The organism is Pseudomonas sp. B21-035, assembly GCF_024748945.1.
In the GTDB taxonomy this organism is placed as follows: Bacteria; Pseudomonadota; Gammaproteobacteria; order Pseudomonadales; family Pseudomonadaceae; genus Aquipseudomonas.
The window spans coordinates 3,438,227-3,459,186 of sequence record NZ_CP087179.1 but is presented as its reverse complement, the minus strand read 5'-3'; the positions used below and the strand labels follow the sequence as shown (position 1 = coordinate 3,459,186).

The window sequence follows — 20,960 nt, the reverse complement described above, 5'->3', positions numbered from 1 at the left end:
CCATGAATGGACTCACGGTAGTGAGCGCTCAGGCGTTGTGGCGCGAGCTGCTCAGTGGCGCAGGTATTGAACTGAAGCTGAAGCGGCGTCCGGGGCGTGATGTACAGTTTGACCATCAGGTACAGCAGGCGCTGCTGGCGTCGGTACCTTCACTGGTTGCTCACCCATCGGTGGAGGCCCTGTTGAAGGCAGATGCGCGCAGTGGTTTGGCTCAGGTCAGCGTCGAGACCTTGCTGGTGGCCGTACTGACCTCCCAGCGCGATTTCGGTGTGATGATGAAGGATATCCTGCAGACCTTGGCCCTGGCTGAGGCGCAGGGGCAGCAGCCGCTGAGCGTGTCTTTTCGCTTCAAGAATGTGAGCAATCCTATCAAGTCGACGCTGGAGGCATTTCGTCAGAGTGTTGAGCGGCTGGAAAGGGTATTGGTTTCGCGGTATGAGTTAGCTTCGGCCGTTCAGCTCTGGGAATTAAGGAATAGCTTGAAATCGTTTGTGCCGGGGGTCGGCAGCACGAAATGCGAGGGGTTTCCCCAGGTGCTGCCTATGCCGGCTACTCAGCATGCTGAATTTGATCATGTAGTGCTGCGTCTTGCGCAATTGCTGAATGATCTTAGAAGCTGGTGTGGGAGCATGGCTTCAAGCAGGGATGGTCTAATGGCCTCTCGGTTGCCCAGCTTGTCAGAAGTGGATCGTGCACGGATCTCGGCAACCCACGATCAGGTAGATGCCGGAATCGAGTTCTACCTCAGGTCGATTGTCGAGGGAGTCCGCCAGGGCAGGCTCGCCCCCCAGGATATTGTGGCGAGCGTCACACCAACACTCGACGCACTGACAACACGCGAGCAATGGGTCGATCGCACCCGCAAGGAGTTGCTTGACCTGCTCAACCTGCCGTTATGGCGCAAGCGCCACGAGCTCTATTCCGTATGGGTTGGCAGCGTTCTGCTGCAAACTGCAGCGCGGCGTACCGAAAGCCTGCAATTCCATCCCGATGCAAATGGGGTCTTGTCTTTCGCGTTTGGGGGTAGCCGGCTGGCGTCTTACCAGTGGCAGGGTGAGCAGTATGATGTCTGGGCAGAGTTGCGCTCCGACCTGATAGGGACCAGTAAAAAACGCAAAGTCGGTATTCAACCGGACTTTCGCATCCTGCGCGTCGATTCTGCCGGCGACCGTAACAGCAACACCCGTTTTGTCCTTGAGTGCAAACATTACCTGAACGCCAGCCGCGGCAACTTTACCGTTGCCGCCGATGACTATGCGCGCAGTTGTCCGCAGGCGGATGTGTTCGTGGTCAATCACGGTCCGGCAGATCACGCCGCTCTTGTGGCGGCCAATGAAGTCCTGGCAGTCAGCCGCATTCGTTACATCGGCGAAGCGACTGCAGAAATGGAGCGTCTACAGCCGAAGCTGGCCACCCAGATCGAAAACGCACTATTCGTTGAAACGCTTGACGTTGCTGCACAAACACTAACAAAAGACACTGGCCCTCAACTTACAAGCGGCCGGGCAGGAAAAGTATGCCTGAGCTGGAGCGCCGCACTCGGAGATCTGGATGTCGCCCTGAACATGCCGCAGGCGTCGCTCAATGAACAGCCAAGCGTGAGTTACGCAAACAGGGGCGATCTGGAAAGGTCGCCTTACGCCCGTCTTGTCCAGGATGTAATGACGGGCCCGGGAATGGAGGTCATCGATATCTCTTATTGGTACTACAGGCGCTACGATATCGTGGTAACCAACTATTCCAAGGTTGGCGAGCTCACCGCCGAACATGTCTGCTGCACAGTCACACTGGGCACGAATGTACACACGTTTTATCCCAAGCCTGTTCAGCTCGAAGCCAACCGGTGGCAGGTTGGCCGAATTGAGCTGATCAACGGCAAGCCTACGTTGTTTGAGTTCGAGCCCGAGTAGCCTTGTGAGCAAGGCGACCTTGGCGCTTTGCAGCGCCAAGGTCGTAACCTTATGCCTCAGGACGCTTCGCGATAGGGGTTGCGCGGGTCATGCAGCCAGTCGAGGAACGGCTTGCCAGTGTCCTGCGGGACCATCTCGATGCAGTCCTGTACCGGGCAGGTGATCTGGCACAGGTTGCAGCCCACGCATTCGGCGTCGATCACCTCGTAGCGGTGGCTGCCGTCGGTCTGCTTGAGGTTGGCGATGGCCTGGTGCGAGGTGTCTTCGCAGGCGATGTGGCAGCGCCCGCAACCGATGCATGCCGCCTGGTCGATCCTGGCCACCACCTGGTAGTTGATGTCCAGGTACTTCCAGTCGGTGGTGTGGCCCACGGCGCGGCCCTGGAACTCCTTGAGGCTGCGGTAGCCCTGGCTGTCCATCCAGCGCGAGAGGCCGTCCTTCATCTCGTCGACGATGCGAAAGCCATGCAGCATCGCCGCCGTGCACACCTGCACCGCGCCGCAGCCGAGGGCGACGAACTCGGCGGCGTCACGCCAGCTGCCGATGCCGCCAATACCGCAGATCGGCAGGCCGTGGGTGGTCGGGTCGCGGGCGATTTCGGCAACCATGTTCAAGGCGATCGGCTTGACCGCCGAGCCGCAGTAGCCGCCATGGGTGCTCATGTCGCCGACAATGGGGTGGGCAACCATGCGTTCGAGGTCGACGCTGGTGATCGAGTTGATGGTGTTGATCAGCGACACCGCGTCGGCGCCACCACGATGGGCGGCGCGGGCCGACTGGCGGATGTCGGTGATGTTCGGTGTCAGCTTGACGATCACCGGCAGCGAGCAGTACGTCTTGCACCAGCGGGTGACCTGTTCGACGTACTCCGGCACCTGGCCGACCGCCGCGCCCATGCCGCGTTCGGGCATGCCGTGGGGGCAGCCGAAGTTGAGCTCGATGCCGTCGGCGCCAGTGGCTTCGACCAGCGGCAAAATGGCTTTCCAGGATTCTTCGACGCAGGGCACCATCAGCGAGACGATCAGTGCGCGGTCTGGCCAGTCCTTCTTCACCTGGGTGATTTCGCGCAGGTTGATTTCCAGCGAACGGTCGGTGATCAGCTCGATGTTGTTGATGCCCATGACCTCGCGGTTGGCCCCGTAATGCGCCGAGTAACGCGACGAGACGTTGACTGCGGCGGGGTCTTCGCCCAGGGTTTTCCAGACCACGCCACCCCAGCCGGCCTGGTAGGCACGGACCACGTTGTAAGCCTTGTCGGTGGGCGGTGCGGAGGCCAGCCAGAACGGGTTGGGCGCCTTGATGCCAGCGAATTCGATCGACAGGTCAGCCATTATGCAGCCTCCACATTGAGCATCAGGTGCGCATGCATGGCCTCGGCGGCCAGCTTGCCGTGCTGAACGGCCTGGACGGTAAGGTCCTGGCCGAGCTGGGTGCAGTCGCCGCCGGCATAGACGCCGGGCAGGCTGGTGCGCAGCTGCTCGTCGACGCGAATGCGCTCGCCCTCGCGGGCCAGCTGCTGGCCGCTGCTGTCGCTCAAGGCGCTGGCATCGAAGGCCTGGCCGATGGCTTTGAAGATCGCGTCGGCCGCCAGTTCGAAGGTCTCGCCGGTTGGCTGCAGGCGGCCATCGCTTAACTGCGTGCGGGCAAAGCGCATGCCGCGCACCCGGCCCTGATCGTCGAGCAGCACTTGTTCGGGCTGGGCCCAGGTCAGCAGGCGTACCTGGTTGTCCTTGGCGATGTGTTGCTCGTGCGCGGTGGCGCCCATGTCCTCGACGCCACGGCGATACACCAGGTTGACGTCGCGGGCACCGAGGCGGGCCATTTGCACGGCCATGTCGATGGCGGTATTGCCGGCGCCGAGGACGATGCAGCGGTCGGCCACCGGCAGGGAGGTTAGGTCATCGGCCTGGCGCAGTTCGCGGATGAACTCGGTGGCGGCGAGCATGCCCGGCGCTGCCTCGTTGGCCAGGCCCAGCTGGCGTACGGCATTCAGGCCCAGGCCGAGGAACACCGCGTCGAACTGCTGTTGCAACTCGGCCAGGCTGAGATTGTCGCCCAGCACCTGGCCGTGACGAATCTCGATGCCGCCGATCTGCAGGACAAAGTCCAGCTCGCGCTGGGCGAAATCGTCGACCAGCTTGTACTTGGCGATCCCGTATTCATTGAGGCCGCCGGCTTTGTCCCGGGCTTCGAAGATCACCACGTCATGGCCGTGCCAGGCCAGGCGGTGAGCGCACGACAGCCCCGCCGGGCCGGCGCCGACCACGGCAATGCGCTTGCCGGTGCTGGCGGCGCGCTGGAACGGGTGCTGGGCAAACTCGGCGTGGTCCACCGCATAGCGCTGCAACAGGCCGATCAGCACCGGCGCGCACTCCTGGTGGTTGTTGCGCACGCAGGCCTGCTGGCAGAGGATCTCGGTGGGGCACACCCGCGCGCAACTGCCGCCGAGGATGTTGGCCGAGAGAATCTTCTGCGCCGCGCCCTGGACGTTCTCCTGGTGGATGTTGCGGATGAACGAGGGGATGTCGATCTCGCTGGGGCAGGCGTTGACGCAAGGCGCGTCGTAGCAATACAGGCAGCGTGAGGCTTCAAGCGCGGCCTGGCGGGCGTTCAACGCTGGCGCCAGGTCGCTGAAGTGTTCGGCGAGGGTGGCGTTGTTCTCGGACGGTCGGGGGAGGTGGTTGAGGGAATCGATCACGGTGGGTTCCTCATTTTTTTATTTTTTTGGCGAAGGCTTTGCCTTCCATCGCGGGTCAAGTCGGGGCGCCGCACCGCCGCTCCCACATGTGGGAGCGGGCTTGACCCGCGATGCTCTTCAGCGCTTAACGGCGACCGGCCGGGAATGCTCGGCCCGCTTGCTGAGCAGGTCGAACACCGCCGGGTACGCTGGCCGTTCGATGTAGCGCCCGGCGCCGCGCTCGGCGCGCAGGTCGCCGTTGGCCCAGACCAGCTTGCCCTGGCTGATGGTGTGGCTGGGGATGCCGCGCACGGTCTTGCCTTCGAAGATGTTGAAGTCCACCTGCTGATGGTGCGTGGCCGCCGAGATGGTCCGTGTGCCTTGCGGGTCCCAGAGCACCAGGTCGGCGTCGGCACCGACGCGCAGGGCGCCCTTGCGCGGGAACAGGTTGAAGATCTTCGCGGTGTTGGTCGAAGTCAGGGCGACGAAGTCCTGCATCGACAACTTGCCGCTGTTGACCCCTTCGTCCCACAGCACTGCCATGCGGTCCTCGATGCCGGCAGTACCGTTGGGGATGCGGCTGAAGTCGTCGCGCCCGGCGGCTTTCTGTTCGGCGCAAAAGCAGCAATGGTCGGTGGCAGTGGTGTGCAGGTTGCCCGATTGCAGGCCGTGCCACAGCGCCTCCTGGTGGCCGTCCTGGCGCGGGCGAAACGGCGGGCTCATGACGTAACCGGCGGCGGTTTGCCAGTCGGGGTGGCGGTAGACGCTGTCGTCCAGCAGCAGGTGCCCGGCCAGCACTTCGCCGTAGACCTGCAGGCCCTTGTTGCGCGCGTAGGTAATTTCATCCAGGGCTTCGCGGGTCGAGACGTGCACCAGGTACAGCGGCGTGCCGAGGGTTTCGGCGATGCGAATGGCGCGGCTGGCGGCTTCGCCTTCGACCTGCGAGGGCCTTGATAGCGGGTGCGCTTCCGGCCCGGTAATGCCCTGGGCCATCAGCTTGCGCTGCAGGTGATAGACCAGCTCGCCGTTCTCGGCATGCACAGTGGGCACCGCGCCGAGCTCCAGGCAGCGCTCGAAGCTGGCGACCAGGGTGTCGTCGGCGGCCATGATCGCGTTCTTGTAGGCCATGAAGTGCTTGAAGCTGTTGACCCCGTGCAGGCGCACCAGCTCGCCCATCTCCTCGCGCACCTGCTCGCTCCACCAGGTCACGGCGACGTGAAAGCCGTAGTCGCTGGCCGACTTCTCGGCCCAACCGCGCCACTGGTGGAAGGCTTCGAGCAAGGACTGCTGCGGGTTGGGAATCACGAAGTCGATGATCGAGGTGGTGCCGCCGGCCAGGCCCGCGGCGGTGCCGCTGTAGAAGTCCTCGCTGGCCACGGTGCCCATGAAGGGCAGTTGCATGTGGGTGTGCGGGTCGATGCCGCCGGGCATCAGGTACTGGCCGCTGCCGTCGAGCACTTCACAGCCGGCCGGCACTTCAAGGTCAGGGCCGATGGCCTTGATCACGCCGTCGGCACACAAGACATCGGCGCGGTAGCTTTCTTCATGGGTAATAAGGGTGGCGCCACGAATCATAAGCGTCATCAGATGCTCCTCGCAGGCTTGACCGGTTGTTACCGGTTCTAGGTTTTGTACTTTTTTCAGCGTAGGCGAAAACCTGTCATCGCTGTCAGGAAATGAATCTAGTCGGCGATTTCAGATAGGGCAAATATTTAATTTATATGCATATAACAATGTTAAGTTGCTGATTTATAAGAGTTATATGATTTGAACGGTGCTGAGGGAAAACGACCAGTGGTCCTGTCGTTCTTGACAGGTTGTAGAAATGGTCAAGATTTCTCATGGGCAGCCGTGATTGCCCACATGCCCGTGCAATGCAACCAACTCCCAAAAACACAACAACAGTGGAGCGGCCATGCAGCAGACCAGATCGCAGGTGAGCGAACGCGACGGCTTGTTCGAACTCGACGCCGGCAGCGACGTCCTCGACAGCCCCAGGTACAACCACGACATCGCCCCGACCAAGGTGCACGAGCGCACCTGGAACAAATGGCACATCACCGCGCTGTGGGTCGGCATGTCGATCTGCGTGCCGACCTACACCCTGGGCGGCGTGCTCACCGCCTATTTTGGCCTGAGCGTGGGCGAGGCGCTGCTGGCGATTTTGCTGGCCAACACCGTGGTATTGATCCCGCTGACCTTGAACGCTTTTCCCGGTACCAAGTACGGCATTCCCTTTCCGGTGCTGCTGCGTTCGTCCTTCGGCATCATCGGCTCCAACGTACCGTGCCTGATCCGCGCCCTGGTGGCTTGCGGCTGGTTCGGCATCCAGACCATGTTCGGCGGCCTGGCCATTCACCTGTTTCTCGGCTCGCTGTCGGCGGACTGGAAAGCCCTCGGCGGCACCGGCGAGGTGATCGGCTTCATGCTGTTCTGGTGCCTGAACCTGTGGGTGGTGCTGCGCGGCGCCGAGTCGATCAAATGGCTGGAAACCTTGTCGGCGCCGCTGCTGGTACTGGTGGGAGCGGGCCTGCTGGTGTGGGCCTTGCCCAACGTTTCGATCAGCGAGTTGATGGCCCAGCCGCCCAAGCGCCCCGAGGGCGCCAGCGTCTACGGCTACTTCTTTGCCGGGCTCACTGCGATGGTCGGTTTCTGGGCCACCCTGTCGCTGAACATCCCCGATTTCAGCCGTTACGCCAAAAGCCAGAAGGACCAGATCCTCGGGCAGATCTTCGGCCTGCCACTGACCATGTTCCTCTTCGCCGCCCTCGGCGTGGTGCTGACCGCAGCCTCTGCCTCGCTGGTGGGCGAAACCGTGTCCGACCCGGTCAGCCTCATCGGCCACATCCAGAGCCCGATGTGGGTGGCGCTGGCCATGGCCCTGATCATCATCGCCACGCTGTCGACCAACACCGCAGCCAATATCGTCTCGCCGACCAATGACTTCCAGAACCTGGCGCCCAAATGGATCGGCCGCACCACCGCCGTGCTGCTCACCGGCCTGGTGGGCTTGCTGCTGATGGGCCATGAGCTGCTGAAAAAGCTCGGCTGGATCGTCAGCGACGTCAGCCTGGAGAGCGTCTATTCCAACTGGCTGCTGGGCTATTCGAGCCTGCTCGGGCCGATTGCCGGGATTATGGTGGTCGACTACTTCATCACCCGCAAACAGACCCTGGACCTCGCCGGCCTGTACCGCGACGACGTCTACCCGGCCTGGAACGCCGCTGGTTTCATTGCCTTCGGCGTGCCGGTGGCGCTGACCCTGCTGTCGCTGCACAGCAGCGCCTTCAGCTGGTTCTACGACTTTGGCTGGTTCACCGGTTCTGCCCTGGGCGGGCTGATCTACTACGCCCTCGGCAGCTTCAGGGCCGCCCGCACGGCCAACCTCAAACCCACCGTGTAAGCCCATGGCCCGCAGAGGCCAGGCACGTGATGCAGGAGACGCACATGCAAACCGCTCAGGATGTTCTGCAATCGACCCAACGGCATATCAACGGCGAACGCCTGTGGCAGTCGCTGATGGAGCTGGCCCGGCTTGGCGCCACGGTCAAGGGTGGCGTTTGCCGGCTGGCTTTGACCGACCTCGATCGCCAGGCCCGCGACCTGTTCGTCAAATGGACCGAAGAGGCCGGCTGCACCGTCAGCATTGATGGCGTCGGCAACATCTTCGCCCGCCGCCCGGGGCGCAACCCGCAATTGCCGCCGGTGATGACCGGCAGCCATATCGATACCCAGCCCACCGGTGGCAAGTTCGATGGCTGCTTTGGCGTGCTGGCCGGGCTGGAAGTGCTGCGCACCCTCAACGACCTCAAGGTCGAAACCGAAGCGCCGCTGGAAGTGGTGGTGTGGACCAACGAAGAGGGCTCGCGCTTTGCTCCGTGCATGATGGGTTCGGGGGTGTTTGCCGAAAAATTCACCCTGGCCCAGACCCTGGCCAAGACCGACGCCGAAGGCATCAGCGTCGGCGAGGCGCTTAACGCCATTGGTTATGCCGGGCCGCGGGCGGTCAGTGGTCATCCGGTGGGCGCCTATTTCGAAGCGCATATCGAGCAGGGGCCGATTCTTGAAGACCAGCACAAGACCATCGGCGTGGTGCTTGGCGCGCTCGGGCAGAAGTGGTTCGACCTGACCCTGCGCGGCGTCGAGGCCCACGCCGGGCCAACGCCGATGCACCTGCGCAAGGACGCCCTGGTCGGCGCCAGCGCGGTGGTGGCGGCGGTCAACCGCGTGGCCCTGGAGCACCAGCCCCATGCCTGCGGCACGGTCGGTTGCCTGCAGGCTTATCCCGGCTCGCGCAACGTCATTCCTGGCGAGGTGCGCATGACCCTGGATTTCCGGCATCTGGAGCCGGCGCGGCTCGACTCGATGATCGCCCAGGTCAAGGATGTGATCAGCAGCACCTGCCAGCAGCATGGGCTGACCTACAGCCTGACGCCGACCGCAGACTTTCCACCGCTGTACTTCGATGAGGGTTGCGTGCAGGCGGTGCGCAGCGCAGCCCAGGGCCTGGGGTTGTCGCACATGGATATCGTCAGTGGCGCCGGGCATGATGCGATCTTCGTCGCCGAACTGGGCCCGGCGGGGATGATCTTCGTCCCCTGCGAGGGCGGCATCAGCCACAACGAAATCGAGAATGCCGCGCCGCAAGACCTGGCCGATGGCTGCGCGGTGCTGTTGCGCTCGATGCTGGCCGCGGCCCAGGCGCTGGCGCGGGGCAGGGAGGCGGCTTAGGCCCTGATCGCGGGGCAAGCCCGCTCCTACTGTAGGAGCGGGCTTGACCCGCGATGGGGCTAAAGGCTGTCCTGCACCATCTGCAAAAACGTCGCCACCAGCCGCCGTGAGCTCTGCTCGCGCAAGCACACCAGGGTCTCGGTCAAACGCCGCTGGCAATCGACAATCGGCAAGGCACACACCCGCGCATCGGCGCCGAACTCGGCGGCCGACACCACGCCCACACCAATCCCCACCACCACCGCCTCGCGCGCAGCTTCGCGGCCTTCGACCTGGATCGCCGCGCGGATGCGCAGGCCGGCGCGGGCCATTTCTTCTTCCAGGGTCTGGCGGGTGACCGAACCCGGTTCACGCAGCACGATTGGCGTGTCGTCAAGGTCGGCCAAGCTGATCGAACCACGGCTGGCCCAGGGGTGGTTGTGCGAAACGAAGGCCACCATCGGGTCGCTGCGCAGCGGCACGCACAGCAGCCGGTCATCATCAACGTCGCGGCCGAGCAGGGCCAGGTCGGCCTGGTAGTTGAACAGCCGCAGCAGCGACTCGTCGGTATTGCCGGTCTCGACCTTGACGCTGATCCCCGGGTACTGCTGGCAGAAGCGCGCAATCTGCGGCAGCACGTGCACCGGCGCATCCACCGCCAGCACCAGGGTGCCGGTCTGCAAGGCGCGCGAATCCTGCAGCAGCTCATGGGCTTCGGCCTCGCAGACGAACAAGCGCTGGGTGATCGCCAGTAAACGCTCGCCCAGATCGGTCAGTTGCACCGAACGCTTGTTGCGGTGAAACAGCAAAACCCCGAAACGTTCTTCGAGTTTACGCACCTGGTCGGAGATCGCCGGCTGGGTCAGGAACAACCGTTCGGCGGCGCGGGTGAAGCTGCCGTGCAGGGCAACTGCGTGAAAAGCCTTTAACTGAGCGTGGGACACCGACATCGCAGCACCTGTTACAAGCTGAGCTTATTTGTGAAATACGATAAATCGATTTTATTTATCAGTCAGTAATTGTTTCTATCTGAGCAGGTGACGGGTTCGACCGGCCGTCACGCAGTGCGCAACACAACAACAAGACAGGCGTTTTTTTTCAAATTCTGCCGGCACACTCAGCTCTCGAGGTCAGATCCCACCATGAACAAACACGTTGCAGATATCAAACGTTGGCGCGTGCAGATTTTTGCCATCACCTGGCTGGCCTACGCCGCGTTCTACTTCACCCGCAAAGCCTTTTCGGTGGCCAAGCTCGGCATCGCCGAAGACCCAAGCTTTACTCTCGACAAAATGGCCATGGCCAACCTCGACGCCATCTACCTGACCGCCTACGCATTCGGGCAATTTACCTGGGGCATGCTCGCCGACCGCTTCGGCCCGCGGGTGGTGGTGCTCGGCGGCCTGGTGATTTCTGCCGCCGCTGCCGTGGTGATGGGCAGTTACGCGACCTTCCCGATCTTTGCTACCTGCATGCTGGTCCAGGGCCTGGCGCAATCTACCGGCTGGGCCGGGCTGTGCAAGAACATCGGCAGCTTCTTTCCCTCGTCCCAGCGTGGGCGGGTGCTGGGGTTGTGGAGCTCGTGCTATGCCTTCGGCGGCCTGGTGGCCTCGCCGTTTGCTGGCTGGTGGGCCTACACCCTGATCGGCAGCTGGCATGCGGCGTTCATCTCCAGCGCGGCGGTGGTGGCGCTGGTAGCGGTGCTGTTCTTCATCTTCCAGCGCAACAAGCCTGAAGACGTCGGTTTGCCGGCGGTGGAGCCCGAGCCCGAAAGCATGGTGCCGGGCTCGACGATTTGCAGCATCTGGGCGCCGTTGCGCGAGATCCTGCGCAACCGCACGGTGCTGACCCTGGGGCTGGCGTACTTTCTGTTAAAACCTGCGCGCTACGCGATTCTGCTCTGGGGCCCGGTGATCGTCTTCGAACAGATGCCGTCGGTGGGCAAGGTTGGTGCGGCAATCATCCCCACCGCCTTCGAGCTGGCCGGCTTGCTCGGCCCGATCATGATTGGCCTGGCTTCGGACAAACTTTTCGGCGCCCGGCGCATGCCGGCCTGCGTGATCAGCCTGGTGGTGCTGACCGTGGTGCTCGGGCTGTTCATGGCCGCCCTGCATACTGGCAGCGTGTTGCTGGTGGTGGCTTTGCTGTTTGTCATGGGCCTGACCCTGTACGGGCCAGACTCGATGATCAGCGGCGCTGCCGCCATCGACTTCGGCACCGCCAAGGCCGGCGCCACTGCCGCAGGCTTCGTCAACGGCTGCGGTTCGGTCGGGGCGATTCTCGGCGGCCTGCTGCCGGGTTACTTCGACAGCGTCACGGTGTTCATTGTCTTCGCCGGCTGCGCGCTGTTTTCCGCCCTGGTGCTGCTGCCGCACTGGAACAGCCGCCCGGCCAGCCCCGAGCACACCCCGGCCGTTGCCCCCAACACGGCCATGGCGATCAAACCGCTGCGTACTTGAACCTATAAGGAAACCGACATGAGACCGTTCTGGCTGCAACAGGCGCTGGACCAGGAAGTTGCACCCGCGTGCCCGCCGCTGGCGGCTGATACCGACTGCCAGGTGTGCATCGTCGGGGGCGGCTACACCGGCCTGTGGACGGCGCTCATGCTCAAGGAGCACAACCCGGCGCTGGATGTGGTGCTGATCGAGGCCGACATCTGCGGCGCCGGCGCCAGTGGGCGCAACGGCGGCTGCGCGCTGTCGTGGTCGGCCAAGTACTTCACCCTCGAACGCCTGTTCGGGGCGCAGGAGGCGGTGCGCCTGGTCAAGGCTTCGGAGCAGAGCATCTACGCCATCGGCGAGTTCTGCCAGGCCCATGGCATCAACGCCGACTACCGCCTGGACGGCACCTTGTACACGGCTACCAACCGCGCCCAGGTCGGCGCCACCGATGGCGTGATTGCAGCGCTTGAGCGCCAGGGCATCAACTCGTTCCGGCGCCTGGCGGTTGCGCAGGTGCAGCGTCTGGCAGGCTCGGCCAAGCACCTGGAAGGCTGGTTCTCGCCGGCCGCTGCCACGGTACAGCCGGGCAAACTGGTGCGCGGCCTGCGCCGGATCGCTTTGCAAAAGGGCGTGCGCATATATGAGGGCACGGCCATGAGCGGTTTGCAGCAAGGGCCGCAGGCGCTGGTCGAAACCGCCCGTGGCAATATCCGCGCCGGTCGCGTGGTGCTGGCCCTCAACGCCTGGATGGCGCGGGCCTTCCCGCAGTTCGAGCGCAGCGTGGCGATCGTCTCCAGCGACATGATCATCACCGAGCCGCAACCGCAGTTGCTCGAACAGATCGGCCTGACCAGCGGCATCAGCGTGCTCGATTCGCGGATCTTCGTGCATTACTACCACAACACCAGCGATGGCCGGCTGATGCTCGGCAAGGGCGGCAATACCTTCGCCTATGGCGGGCGGATGCTGCCGGTGTTCGACCAGCCTTCGCCCTATGAGCCGTTGCTGCGCCGCAGCCTTGGCGAGTTCTTCCCGGCCCTGGCCCAGGTGCCGATTGCCGCGACCTGGAACGGGCCGTCGGACCGTTCGGTGACCGGCTTGCCGTTTTTTGGCCGGCTCAATGGCCAGGGCAACGTGTTTTACGGCTTTGGCTACTCGGGCAGCGGCGTCGGCCCCTGCCACATGGGCGGGCAGATCCTTTCGTCGCTGGCCCTGGGCCTGGACAACCCATGGACCCGCTCGCCGCTGGTCAACGGCCCGCTGGGCTACTTCCCGCCGGAGCCGATCCGCTACCTGGGCTCGCTGATGGTGCGCAATGCCATCCGTCGCAAGGAGCAGGCCGAAGACAACGGCCGCCGCCCGCGCCACCTTGACGTGCGCCTGGCGCGTTTTGCCGCTGCTGCGGGCAAGGCCGACAAGGGCTGAAGGGTTTTTTTGTCGATGGCCTGCGGAGCGTATAAACTGCTTGCCACTTTGGCCGGTCGCTACCTGAACCGGCACCTGAAACAAGAGAGTCGAGATGGGCGCACAGTGGAAAGCCAAGCATAGAGAAGTCGCAGCCAACGCCAAAGGCAAGATCATGGGCAAGCTGTCCAAAGAGATCCAGATCGCGGCCAAGTCCGGCGCCGACCCGGACATGAACCCGCGCCTGCGCCTGGCCATCGAGCAAGCCAAAAAGGCTTCGATGACCCGCGAGACCCTTGAGCGTGCCATTCGCAAGGGTGCCGGCCTGGACGGCGACGCGGTGCAGTACACCGCCGTCACCTACGAAGGCTTTGCCCCGCACCAGGTGCCGCTGATCGTCGAGTGCCTGACCGACAACGTCAACCGCACCGTGGCGCAAATCCGCGTACTGTTCCGCAAGGGCCAGCTGGGCGCTTCCGGTTCGGTGGCCTGGGACTTCAACCATGTCGGCCTGATCGAAGCCACGCCGGCCAGCCCTGACGCTGACCCGGAAATGGCCGCCATCGAAGCCGGCGCCCAGGATTTTGCCGAAGGCGAAGAAGAGGGCGCGACCCTGTTCATCACCGACACCACCGACCTCGACGCCGTGCAGAAAGCCCTGCCGGGTCAAGGCTTCACCGTGGTCTCGGCAAAAATCGGCTACACCCCGAAAAACCCGGTCAGCACCCTGAGCGATGAGCAGATGGCAGAGGTTGAAGCCTTCCTGGAAGCCATCGACGATAACGATGACGTGCAGAACGTCTATGTAGGTCTGGCGGGTTGATGTAAACCGTAAGGGCCTCATCGCGGGTCAAGTCGGTGCGACGACTCGACTTGACCCGCGATTCAGACGCCGCGAAGCCGCTGACAAACCTCGGCAAACCCCGGCCGCAGCATCACCTCATCCCGTACACACTCGCGCTGCACCCCCCGCAACACCTCGCAATCGCCCTCGCAACACGCCAGCAATTCCCCCAGCAACACCCCAAACGCCAGCACCTCGATCCGCTGCAGCGCTTCAGTCGCCACGCTGCCATCCAGCGGATGGAACGACGCCGCGCCAAAGTCCCCCAGCAAGCAGTCGCCATGCTCGTCACACAGCACGTTGTGCGCATACAGGTCGCCATGGGTGATGCCGTGCCCGTGCAAATGCGCGCCTACCGCTGCAATGGCAGCGGCCAGGCGCCGCACGCTGGCCAGGTGCAAACGCCGCTCGCGCGGATAACAGTCGCGGGTGCATGAATCCAGGCTCGGCGGCCCGGCCAGGTTGAACCAGCTCGGCTCGATCAACTGCATCACCAGCGCCGGCAGTTGCTGCGGGTGGTTGTCGATGCGCCCGGCCAGGCGCACCAGTTGCGGGTGATCGCCGGCGGCAATGCAGGCACTCATTTCGTTGAGCGGCAAGCCGTCGCTGGTGATCTCGCCCTTGTACAGCTTGACCGCTACCGGTGCGCTCTGCTGCTGCCAGCGGGCCTGGTGAATGACCCCGGACGCGCCCTGGCCCAATACCTGTTCAAGGTCGATCTGCTGCCAGTCAATCACCTGGCAATGGCCAGGATCTTGCGGTGTGCAGTAGCCCGCCGTCATGGGGTTACCGGCGTAGGCCAGCCAGGCCAGGCGCGGCATCTGCAGCAACCAGTCGGGCAGGGCCGGCAGCCGGTTGGCCGACAGGCGCAGCAGTTCAAGCCTGGTGCAGCGCGCAAGGCTTGCCGGCAGTTCGCGCAGGCGGTTGCCGGCAAGCATCAGCTTTTGCAGGTGCGGGCAATCGCCCAGGGCTTCGGGCAGGGTTTCGATGCGGTTGTCGGTCAGCACCAGGGCCCGCAGCCGTGGTGGCAGCGCCGCGCCGCTGACCTGCTCGATCTGGTTGCTCTTGAAACCGACCATTTCCAGCATCGGGCACTGGCCGATGCCTTCGGGCAGGTGGCGAAAGCGGTTTTGCGAGCAGAACAGCACCTTGAGCTGGTGCAGCCGGCCCAGGTCCCCAGGCAGGTCGCTTAGGTTGTTACCGGTCAGGTTGAGTACCTGCAGGCTGTCGGCCAGGTCGAAAATTTCCCGGGGGAAGTGTTCCAGCCCGCAGGCCAGGTCGAGGCGGGTAATGCCCGCCAGACGGCCGGCTTTGAGGTCTTCAAGGGTATGCATGGGGTTGGCGGCAGGCTCGTAAATAAACGCCGGTCATCATACCGGCAAGATGCGACTTAAGTCCCATGGCAGACTGACAATTGCGGTCCATACTCGAAGCTCGCCCTTTATTAATAACAACAAGTTCAGGGTTCTACATTCGATGACATACCAGCACAGCTACACCCGCTCCATCGCCGATCCTGCCGCCTTCTGGGCCGAACAGGCCGATCACCTGGCCTGGTACCGCAAGCCCCTGCAAACCCTTGTTGAAAATGCCGATGGCAGCCACCAGTGGTTCGCCGACGGCCGTCTCAACAGCTGCTACCTGGCCCTCGACCATCAGATCGAACAGGGCCGTGGCGAGCAGACCGCGCTGATCTATGACTCGCCGGTAACCGGCAGCCAGCAGCAGTTCAGCTACAACCAGCTGCGCGATGAAGTGGCGCGCCTGGCCGGCTTGCTGCGCGAGCTTGGGGTCGAGAAGGGCGACGGGGTGATCATCTACATGCCCATGGTGCCCCAGGCGGCCATGGCCATGCTCGCCTGCGCGCGTATCGGCGCGGTGCATTCGGTGGTGTTTGGCGGCTTTGCCGCCAACGAGCTGGCGCTGCGCATCGACGATGCCCGGCCCACCCTGCTGCTGACTGCTTCGTGCGGGCTGGAATTCGACCGGGTCGTCGACTACAAACCGCTGGTGGATCGCGCCTTGCAACTGGCCAGGCACCAGCCGCGCCAGGTGCTGGTGCTGCAACGCCCGCAAGCCACCGCAACCCTGGTCGAAGGCCGCGACCTCGACTGGCTCGAAGCGGTGGCCACGGCCAGAGCAGTGGCGCCGGTGGAACTGGCCGCCGCCGACCCGCTGTACATCATGTATACCTCGGGCACCACCGGCAAACCCAAGGGGATCGTGCGCGAAAACGGCGGCAACGCCGTGGCCCTGAGTTTTGCCATGCGCCACATCTATGGCATGCAGGCGGGCGACGTGTGGTGGGGGATTTCCGACGTTGGCTGGGTGGTTGGCCATTCGCTGATCGTCTACGGGCCGCTGATGAATGGCTGCACCACGGTGTTCTACGAAGGCAAGCCGATCCGCACCCCGGATGCCGGCGCCTACTGGCGGGTGGTCGAGCAGTACCGGGTCAACGGCCTGTTCTGCGCGCCCACCGCCATGCGCGCGATACGCAAGGAAGACCCCGACGGCAAACTGCTGCGCCGCTATGACCTGAGCTCCCTGCGCCAGCTGTTTCTGGCCGGCGAGAAACTCGATTCCAGCACCCATCAATGGCTGGAGGCGACCAGCGGCAAGACCGTCCACGACCACTGGTGGCAGACCGAAACCGGCTGGCCGGTGACCGCACCGTGCGTGGGTATGGAGGGCAGTGCAGCGCGGCCGGGCTCGAGCAACCGGGCGGTGCCGGGCTACAACGTACAGGTGCTGGATGATGACGGGCATCTGCTCGGCGCCAACCAGCAAGGCTCGATCGTCATTGCCTTGCCGCTGCCGCCTGGCTGCAGCCAGACCTTGTGGGGCGACCACCAGCGCTACCTGGATGCCTACCTGAAGACCTACCCCGGCTATTACCACACCGGCGACGGCGGCTATCTGGATGAAGACGGTTTCGTCTACATCATGGGCCGCACCGACGACGTCATCAACGTCTCCGGCCATCGCCTGTCTACCGGCGAGATGGAAGACCTGGTGGCCCGCCATCCGGCGGTGGCCGAATGCGCGGTGATCGGCGTGCACGACGAGATCAAGGGCCAGGTGCCGCTGGCGCTGGTGGTGCTCAAGGACGGCCAGGACATTGCCCAGGCGCAGTTGCAGAGCGAGCTGGTGGCCAGCGTGCGCGAGCAGATTGGTGCGCTGGCCTGTTTCAACCAGGTGCGGGTGGTCAAGCGCCTGCCCAAGACCCGCTCGGGCAAGATCCTGCGCGCAGTGCTGCGCAAGATTGCCGACCAGCAGCCGTATACACCGCCTTCGACCCTGGATGATCCGGCGGTGTTGGTGGAGATTGAAGCGGTGTTGGCGAGCCTGGCGCGGGTTGGGTAGGGCTTTCATCGCGGGTCAAGTCGAGGCGTCGCACCGCCGCTTTCACAGGACCTGCACCAACCTCAAGATCACTGCCAATCCTGGACTGCCCCCCAAAAGCTGGGCAGTTTTAACCAGCAGCCTGGCGCAACTGCCCCAACCGACTACGGGTGCGGGCCAGGTCGCTGGCGCTGCCGCCCAGGCTTGCGGCCAGCGGCAGGCTGCCGATCAGCACCAGGTGCTTGTCCTGGTCGTAGAGCACGTCCACCAGGTTGACGAAGCGCTGCTGGGCGGCAATCGAGCAGTCTTCAAGGTTCGGCAGGCAGTCGATGATCCAGTGGTCAAAACGCCGCGCCAGCTCCAGGTAGTCGATCACCGCGGTGGGTTGCTCGCACAGCTCGACAAAATCAAACCCCACGGTGCGCTGCTCGCTCAGGCGGGCGCGCAGGGTGCGCTTGCCTACCTCCAGTAAAACCGGCGCGTCACCCGGCTCGGGCAACTGCAGGGCCTGGCGCTGTTCGCGGCTGCCCGGCCACAGGTAATGGCCCTGGGTAAAGCGCTGCTGGCCAGCCGCGCCGGGCAGGCTGCGAAAGTCTTGCTCACCGCCGACTTCCAGCACCTGCATGCGGCTGTTGATCAGGCGGATCACCGGCTCGAAACGCTGGTGATACAGCGGGTTGGGCAGCAAGCCTTGCGGCGCGTAGTTGGAGGTTACCAGGAGAAAAATCCGCCGCTCGAACAAGGCCTGGAACAGCCGGGTGATGAGCATGGCGTCGCCGATGTCATGCACGTGGAACTCGTCGAAACACAGCACCTGGCAGTCGTCGAGCAACTCATTCAGGGTGCAGGCCAGGGCGTCGTCCTGCTGGCGATGATCAAACATGCCCTGGTGCAGGCGGGCGAAAAAGTCATGAAAGTGCAGGCGGCGCTTGCGCGCCTGGGGCAGGGCCTGGAAGAAACCGTCGAGCAGCCAGCTTTTGCCGCGCCCGACCGCGCCGTACAGGTAAAGGCTGCGCGCCTGGCCGCTCTCAATTTGCGCTGCCTGGGCCGCCATATGTTCGATGACGTGTAACTGGCCGGCGCTCAGGGTGTAGCCGCGGGCTTGGGCCTTGGCGGCAAAATGCTGACGAACGGTCGCCGCCACGCTGTTGTCTTCGGCCACCGGCGTGCGTAAGCGACGCCAGGCGCGCAACGGCGAACGTATCCAGGAAGGGGGCAGGGCAGGCAAACCGGGCTCCTCGGGGCAACGGCACTCAAGGGCCAGCTTGAGCGAGGGCGGCTAATTTAACCAATATGAATAAGGCCGGCCAGCGATCTCTGAGCGGGATAAGTGATGGCTTCTATCGCGGGGCAAGCCCGATCCTACAGATAGATCTTGTACGGGGCTTATACATTTCCCTGCAAACTGGCAGGTTTTTCCTTCACTGCTACCCTCAAGGTCAGATCACTCCTGCGTTGAAGGATGACAAGGTGAAGGGACGCTCTTTGGCGACGCTGCTCGGGCTGAGCATGGCCAGCACGGCAGGCGCCGCCGATTTCATGGTTGAAGTCAAAGTGCAAGTGGAGCGCGGCTGCCTGCTCATCCACCAGCCCCGCGATGCCGGCGCCCAGGCCTTGGGTGTGCTCGATTTCGGCCGCACGGCGCGGCTGGACGACCCGGCCGGCCCGCTCAGCAGCCAGTTGCTCGCGCTACGCCCGCCACGCCTGGAGTGCAACCCCGACACCGCTTACCAGGTGCAGGTCGATGGCGGCCAGCACGGCGGTATCGGCGAGGTGCGTTACCTGGCCAGCAACCAGCCTGCGGCGAAACCCATACCCTACCGTTTGTACCAGGACCCGGCCTGGCGCCTGCCGCTGCCGGTCAATGTTGCCCAGCATGCGCGGGTGCCCGATTCGGGCTCGGTGGCGCTGCCGTTGTATGCGCGTATCGAGCGCCTGGCCGAAGTGCCGGCGGTGGGGCGTTATTCGGACCTGCTCAAAGTCACCGTCACCTGGTAACCGGGGCGGCGCCTGCTAAAGGAACTGGCAGTATGAAAGGGATAATGCTGTTGACGCTTGGCCCGCTGCTGTTGCTCAGCCCCGATGCTTTCGCGGCCATGAGCGGGCATATCCAGGCGCGCCTGGTGATCAGCAGCGCCTGCCAGATCAGCGGCGGGCCGGGCACCCTGGAAACCCCCGGCGGCGGTGTGCTGGATTTTGGCAGCCAGGGCCCGAGTTGGACCAACCCGCTGCGTTCCGGCATCGAAGAGGCCACCGGTGACGGCAGCCTGCAGGTGCGCTGCAACCCGGCGGTGCGCGCCTTTACCGTGAGCATCAACGGCGGTGCCAACGGTGATGGCGCCACCCGGCGCCTGAGCAATGGCCGCGAGCTGATCCCCTATGAGCTGTCCGCCGACCCGTCGGGCCGGGCCCGTTACAACATCGGCCAGACCCGCAATTTTTCGGTCAGCAGCGCCGCGCAGATTCCGATTCCAATCTACGGTGCAGTAGTCGCCCATCCCAAGGCGCTACCGGCCGGCATTTACCGCGACACCCTGATGGTGACCCTGGACTGGTAATACGCAAGGAGTGACTCATGCACCCGAACCTCTCACGCTTGATTTTCGCAGGCCTAGGCCTGGCGCTCGCCACCCAGGCCCAGGCGGCCACGGTAACCGGCAACATCACCGCCACCCTGACGCTGATCGCCAGTTGCCAGGTCAACGGGGGCGGCGGTGCCAGCGGCCTGAACTTCGGTACGCTGAACTTCGGTACCCAGGAAGCGCTGTTCACCACTGCCGGCGGGCAGGTGCTGGGCGGCGGCGGTGGCGCCATGAGCATCCTCTGTTCCAGCGGCACAGTGCCGGTGATCAAGGTGCGTGCCGGCGCCCACGACAGCCAGTCGCCCGGTGGCAGCCGTGCGCTCTACGATGGCGTCGCCAACTACGTGCCGTATGACTTCTACACCGATTCAGGGCACACCCAGCTGCTGGCCATCGACGGCACCATCACCTTGCCGACCAGTACCGGCGTGGCCCAGTCGGTCAACCTGTATGGCCAGGCCAAGGGTAAGGCCGGCCTGCCGGCCGGGGTGTACACCGACACAGTGGCGGTCGAGCTGAGTTTCTGAACCGTGAACCGCGCCTGGCCCGGGCTGCTGGCCATGGTTGCCTGCAGCCTGCCGCTGCCGTTGGCGGCGGTCACCACCAGCACTTTCCAGGTCAGCGCCACGGTGGCGGCCGGCTGCCTGGTGGTGGGCGGCGTGAGCAACTACGGCAACCTCAATTTCGGCAGCTATTCGGCGCTGTCGACCAGCAGCGTCACCACCGCCCTGGGCGGCACCACGGTGACCCTGCAATGCACGCCAGGAGTGAGCTTGAGCATGAGCGTCGATGCCGGGCTGAACAGCGCCAGCGGCACGCGCAACCTCAAGCGCAGCAGCGGCACCTCGCTGGTGGCCTACCAATTGTTTCGCGACGCCGGCTTCAGCCAGAGCCTGGGCATCAACCAGAGCGTGGCGGTGAGCTACAGCGATCCGAGCACGATCAAGTTGCCGGTTTACGCCCGGGCCCAGTTGACCGGCAACCTGCCGGCCGGCAGTTACACCGATGTGGTGCAGGTGGTGCTGACCTTTTGAACGGCGCCGC

General features: G+C 64.0%; 17 protein-coding genes. 11 read left to right on the top strand and 6 right to left on the bottom strand.

Annotation, left to right across the window (positions count from 1 at the left end; genetic code table 11):
- Nucleotides 1-2 precede the first annotated feature (2 nt).
- On the top strand, nucleotides 3-1,910 hold the full coding sequence (locus tag LOY22_RS15665) for a hypothetical protein (RefSeq protein WP_093381617.1): 1,908 nt from the start codon (nucleotides 3-5) through the stop codon (nucleotides 1,908-1,910).
- 56 nt (nucleotides 1,911-1,966) lie between these two features.
- Here the strand turns inward: LOY22_RS15665 and preA are convergent, their stop codons facing one another.
- The 3 genes from preA to hydA all read right to left on the bottom strand — a co-directional run bounded on the left by preA (nucleotide 1,967) and on the right by hydA (nucleotide 6,171).
- Entirely contained in the window at nucleotides 1,967-3,244 is a 1,278-nt protein-coding gene (gene preA, locus LOY22_RS15660; protein WP_258597812.1) for an NAD-dependent dihydropyrimidine dehydrogenase subunit PreA, read from the bottom strand.
- Entirely contained in the window at nucleotides 3,241-4,608 is a 1,368-nt protein-coding gene (locus tag LOY22_RS15655) for an NAD(P)-dependent oxidoreductase (protein WP_258593856.1), read from the bottom strand. Before LOY22_RS15655 ends, preA begins: the two co-directional genes overlap by 4 nt.
- Before the next feature lie 117 nt (nucleotides 4,609-4,725).
- A complete protein-coding gene (hydA, locus tag LOY22_RS15650; RefSeq protein WP_258593854.1) occupies nucleotides 4,726-6,171 on the bottom strand; it encodes a dihydropyrimidinase in 1,446 nt (481 codons plus the stop codon).
- A 331-nt stretch (nucleotides 6,172-6,502) separates the two neighbouring features.
- Here hydA and LOY22_RS15645 point away from each other — a divergent pair, with 331 nt between their 5' ends.
- Together LOY22_RS15645 and LOY22_RS15640 are read left to right on the top strand one after the other, a co-directional pair.
- Entirely contained in the window at nucleotides 6,503-7,990 is a 1,488-nt protein-coding gene (locus LOY22_RS15645; RefSeq protein ID WP_258593852.1) for an NCS1 family nucleobase:cation symporter-1, read from the top strand.
- Nucleotides 7,991-8,034: 44 nt separating this feature from the next.
- The gene (locus tag LOY22_RS15640) at nucleotides 8,035-9,318 is read left to right on the top strand and encodes a Zn-dependent hydrolase (protein ID WP_258593850.1); all 1,284 of its coding nucleotides are present in this window, start codon (nucleotides 8,035-8,037) and stop codon (nucleotides 9,316-9,318) included.
- Nucleotides 9,319-9,377: 59 nt separating this feature from the next.
- Here LOY22_RS15640 and LOY22_RS15635 read toward each other — a convergent pair whose 3' ends face one another.
- Nucleotides 9,378-10,247: a LysR family transcriptional regulator gene (locus LOY22_RS15635; protein ID WP_045194066.1), complete on the bottom strand. Its 870-nt coding sequence runs from the start codon at nucleotides 10,245-10,247 to the stop codon at nucleotides 9,378-9,380.
- A 192-nt stretch (nucleotides 10,248-10,439) separates the two neighbouring features.
- Between LOY22_RS15635 and LOY22_RS15630 the strand changes: the two genes are divergently transcribed.
- The 3 genes from LOY22_RS15630 (at nucleotide 10,440) to LOY22_RS15620 (ending at nucleotide 13,968) form a co-directional block, all read left to right on the top strand.
- Complete coding sequence (locus LOY22_RS15630; protein ID WP_093381636.1) at nucleotides 10,440-11,756, top strand: MFS transporter; 1,317 nt, start codon at nucleotides 10,440-10,442, stop codon at nucleotides 11,754-11,756.
- An 18-nt stretch (nucleotides 11,757-11,774) separates the two neighbouring features.
- Nucleotides 11,775-13,166, top strand: coding sequence for an FAD-dependent oxidoreductase (locus tag LOY22_RS15625; protein WP_258593847.1), 1,392 nt, complete (start codon nucleotides 11,775-11,777; stop codon nucleotides 13,164-13,166).
- A 94-nt stretch (nucleotides 13,167-13,260) separates the two neighbouring features.
- Nucleotides 13,261-13,968 carry a YebC/PmpR family DNA-binding transcriptional regulator gene (locus LOY22_RS15620; protein ID WP_045194063.1) on the top strand — a complete coding sequence of 236 codons (708 nt, stop codon included), beginning with the start codon at nucleotides 13,261-13,263 and terminating at the stop codon, nucleotides 13,966-13,968.
- Nucleotides 13,969-14,030: 62 nt separating this feature from the next.
- Here LOY22_RS15620 and LOY22_RS15615 read toward each other — a convergent pair whose 3' ends face one another.
- Nucleotides 14,031-15,323 carry a leucine-rich repeat-containing protein kinase family protein gene (locus tag LOY22_RS15615; protein ID WP_258593845.1) on the bottom strand — a complete coding sequence of 431 codons (1,293 nt, stop codon included), beginning with the start codon at nucleotides 15,321-15,323 and terminating at the stop codon, nucleotides 14,031-14,033.
- A 142-nt stretch (nucleotides 15,324-15,465) separates the two neighbouring features.
- On the opposite strand from LOY22_RS15615, the gene LOY22_RS15610 reads away from it, so the two are divergent.
- Nucleotides 15,466-17,355 (top strand): propionyl-CoA synthetase, encoded by a 1,890-nt coding sequence (locus LOY22_RS15610; RefSeq protein ID WP_258593843.1) that lies wholly within the window; start codon nucleotides 15,466-15,468, stop codon nucleotides 17,353-17,355.
- Between the two features lie 109 nt (nucleotides 17,356-17,464).
- Here the strand turns inward: LOY22_RS15610 and zapE are convergent, their stop codons facing one another.
- Complete coding sequence (gene zapE / locus LOY22_RS15605; protein ID WP_408980922.1) at nucleotides 17,465-18,562, bottom strand: cell division protein ZapE; 1,098 nt, start codon at nucleotides 18,560-18,562, stop codon at nucleotides 17,465-17,467.
- A 242-nt stretch (nucleotides 18,563-18,804) separates the two neighbouring features.
- Here zapE and LOY22_RS15600 point away from each other — a divergent pair, with 242 nt between their 5' ends.
- Genes LOY22_RS15600 through LOY22_RS15585 form a run of 4 tightly spaced genes read left to right on the top strand, consistent with a single transcriptional unit; the run spans nucleotide 18,805 to nucleotide 20,950 of the window.
- Nucleotides 18,805-19,332 (top strand): spore coat U domain-containing protein, encoded by a 528-nt coding sequence (locus tag LOY22_RS15600; protein ID WP_093381651.1) that lies wholly within the window; start codon nucleotides 18,805-18,807, stop codon nucleotides 19,330-19,332.
- Between the two features lie 32 nt (nucleotides 19,333-19,364).
- The gene (locus tag LOY22_RS15595; RefSeq protein ID WP_195884420.1) at nucleotides 19,365-19,892 is read left to right on the top strand and encodes a spore coat U domain-containing protein; all 528 of its coding nucleotides are present in this window, start codon (nucleotides 19,365-19,367) and stop codon (nucleotides 19,890-19,892) included.
- Between the two features lie 17 nt (nucleotides 19,893-19,909).
- A complete protein-coding gene (locus LOY22_RS15590) occupies nucleotides 19,910-20,443 on the top strand; it encodes a spore coat U domain-containing protein (protein WP_258593840.1) in 534 nt (177 codons plus the stop codon).
- Between the two features lie 33 nt (nucleotides 20,444-20,476).
- Nucleotides 20,477-20,950, top strand: coding sequence for a spore coat U domain-containing protein (locus LOY22_RS15585; RefSeq protein ID WP_258597809.1), 474 nt, complete (start codon nucleotides 20,477-20,479; stop codon nucleotides 20,948-20,950).
- Nucleotides 20,951-20,960: the final 10 nt, after the last annotated feature.

Excerpts from the sequence above, each read along its gene's own strand:
- LOY22_RS15635 (WP_045194066.1), bottom strand. The coding sequence starts at position 10,247 with ATGTCGGTGTCCCACGCTCAGTTAAAGGCTTTTCACGCAGTTGCCCTG.
- LOY22_RS15665 (WP_093381617.1), top strand. The coding sequence starts at position 3 with ATGAATGGACTCACGGTAGTGAGCGCTCAGGCGTTGTGGCGCGAGCTG.
- hydA (WP_258593854.1), bottom strand. The coding sequence starts at position 6,171 with ATGACGCTTATGATTCGTGGCGCCACCCTTATTACCCATGAAGAAAGC.
- LOY22_RS15620 (WP_045194063.1), top strand. The coding sequence starts at position 13,261 with ATGGGCGCACAGTGGAAAGCCAAGCATAGAGAAGTCGCAGCCAACGCC.
- LOY22_RS15595 (WP_195884420.1), top strand. The coding sequence starts at position 19,365 with ATGAAAGGGATAATGCTGTTGACGCTTGGCCCGCTGCTGTTGCTCAGC.
- LOY22_RS15585 (WP_258597809.1), top strand. The coding sequence starts at position 20,477 with ATGGTTGCCTGCAGCCTGCCGCTGCCGTTGGCGGCGGTCACCACCAGC.
- LOY22_RS15640 (WP_258593850.1), top strand. The coding sequence starts at position 8,035 with ATGCAAACCGCTCAGGATGTTCTGCAATCGACCCAACGGCATATCAAC.
- LOY22_RS15630 (WP_093381636.1), top strand. The coding sequence starts at position 10,440 with ATGAACAAACACGTTGCAGATATCAAACGTTGGCGCGTGCAGATTTTT.
- LOY22_RS15645 (WP_258593852.1), top strand. The coding sequence starts at position 6,503 with ATGCAGCAGACCAGATCGCAGGTGAGCGAACGCGACGGCTTGTTCGAA.
- LOY22_RS15625 (WP_258593847.1), top strand. The coding sequence starts at position 11,775 with ATGAGACCGTTCTGGCTGCAACAGGCGCTGGACCAGGAAGTTGCACCC.
- LOY22_RS15615 (WP_258593845.1), bottom strand. The coding sequence starts at position 15,323 with ATGCATACCCTTGAAGACCTCAAAGCCGGCCGTCTGGCGGGCATTACC.
- LOY22_RS15590 (WP_258593840.1), top strand. The coding sequence starts at position 19,910 with ATGCACCCGAACCTCTCACGCTTGATTTTCGCAGGCCTAGGCCTGGCG.
- LOY22_RS15610 (WP_258593843.1), top strand. The coding sequence starts at position 15,466 with ATGACATACCAGCACAGCTACACCCGCTCCATCGCCGATCCTGCCGCC.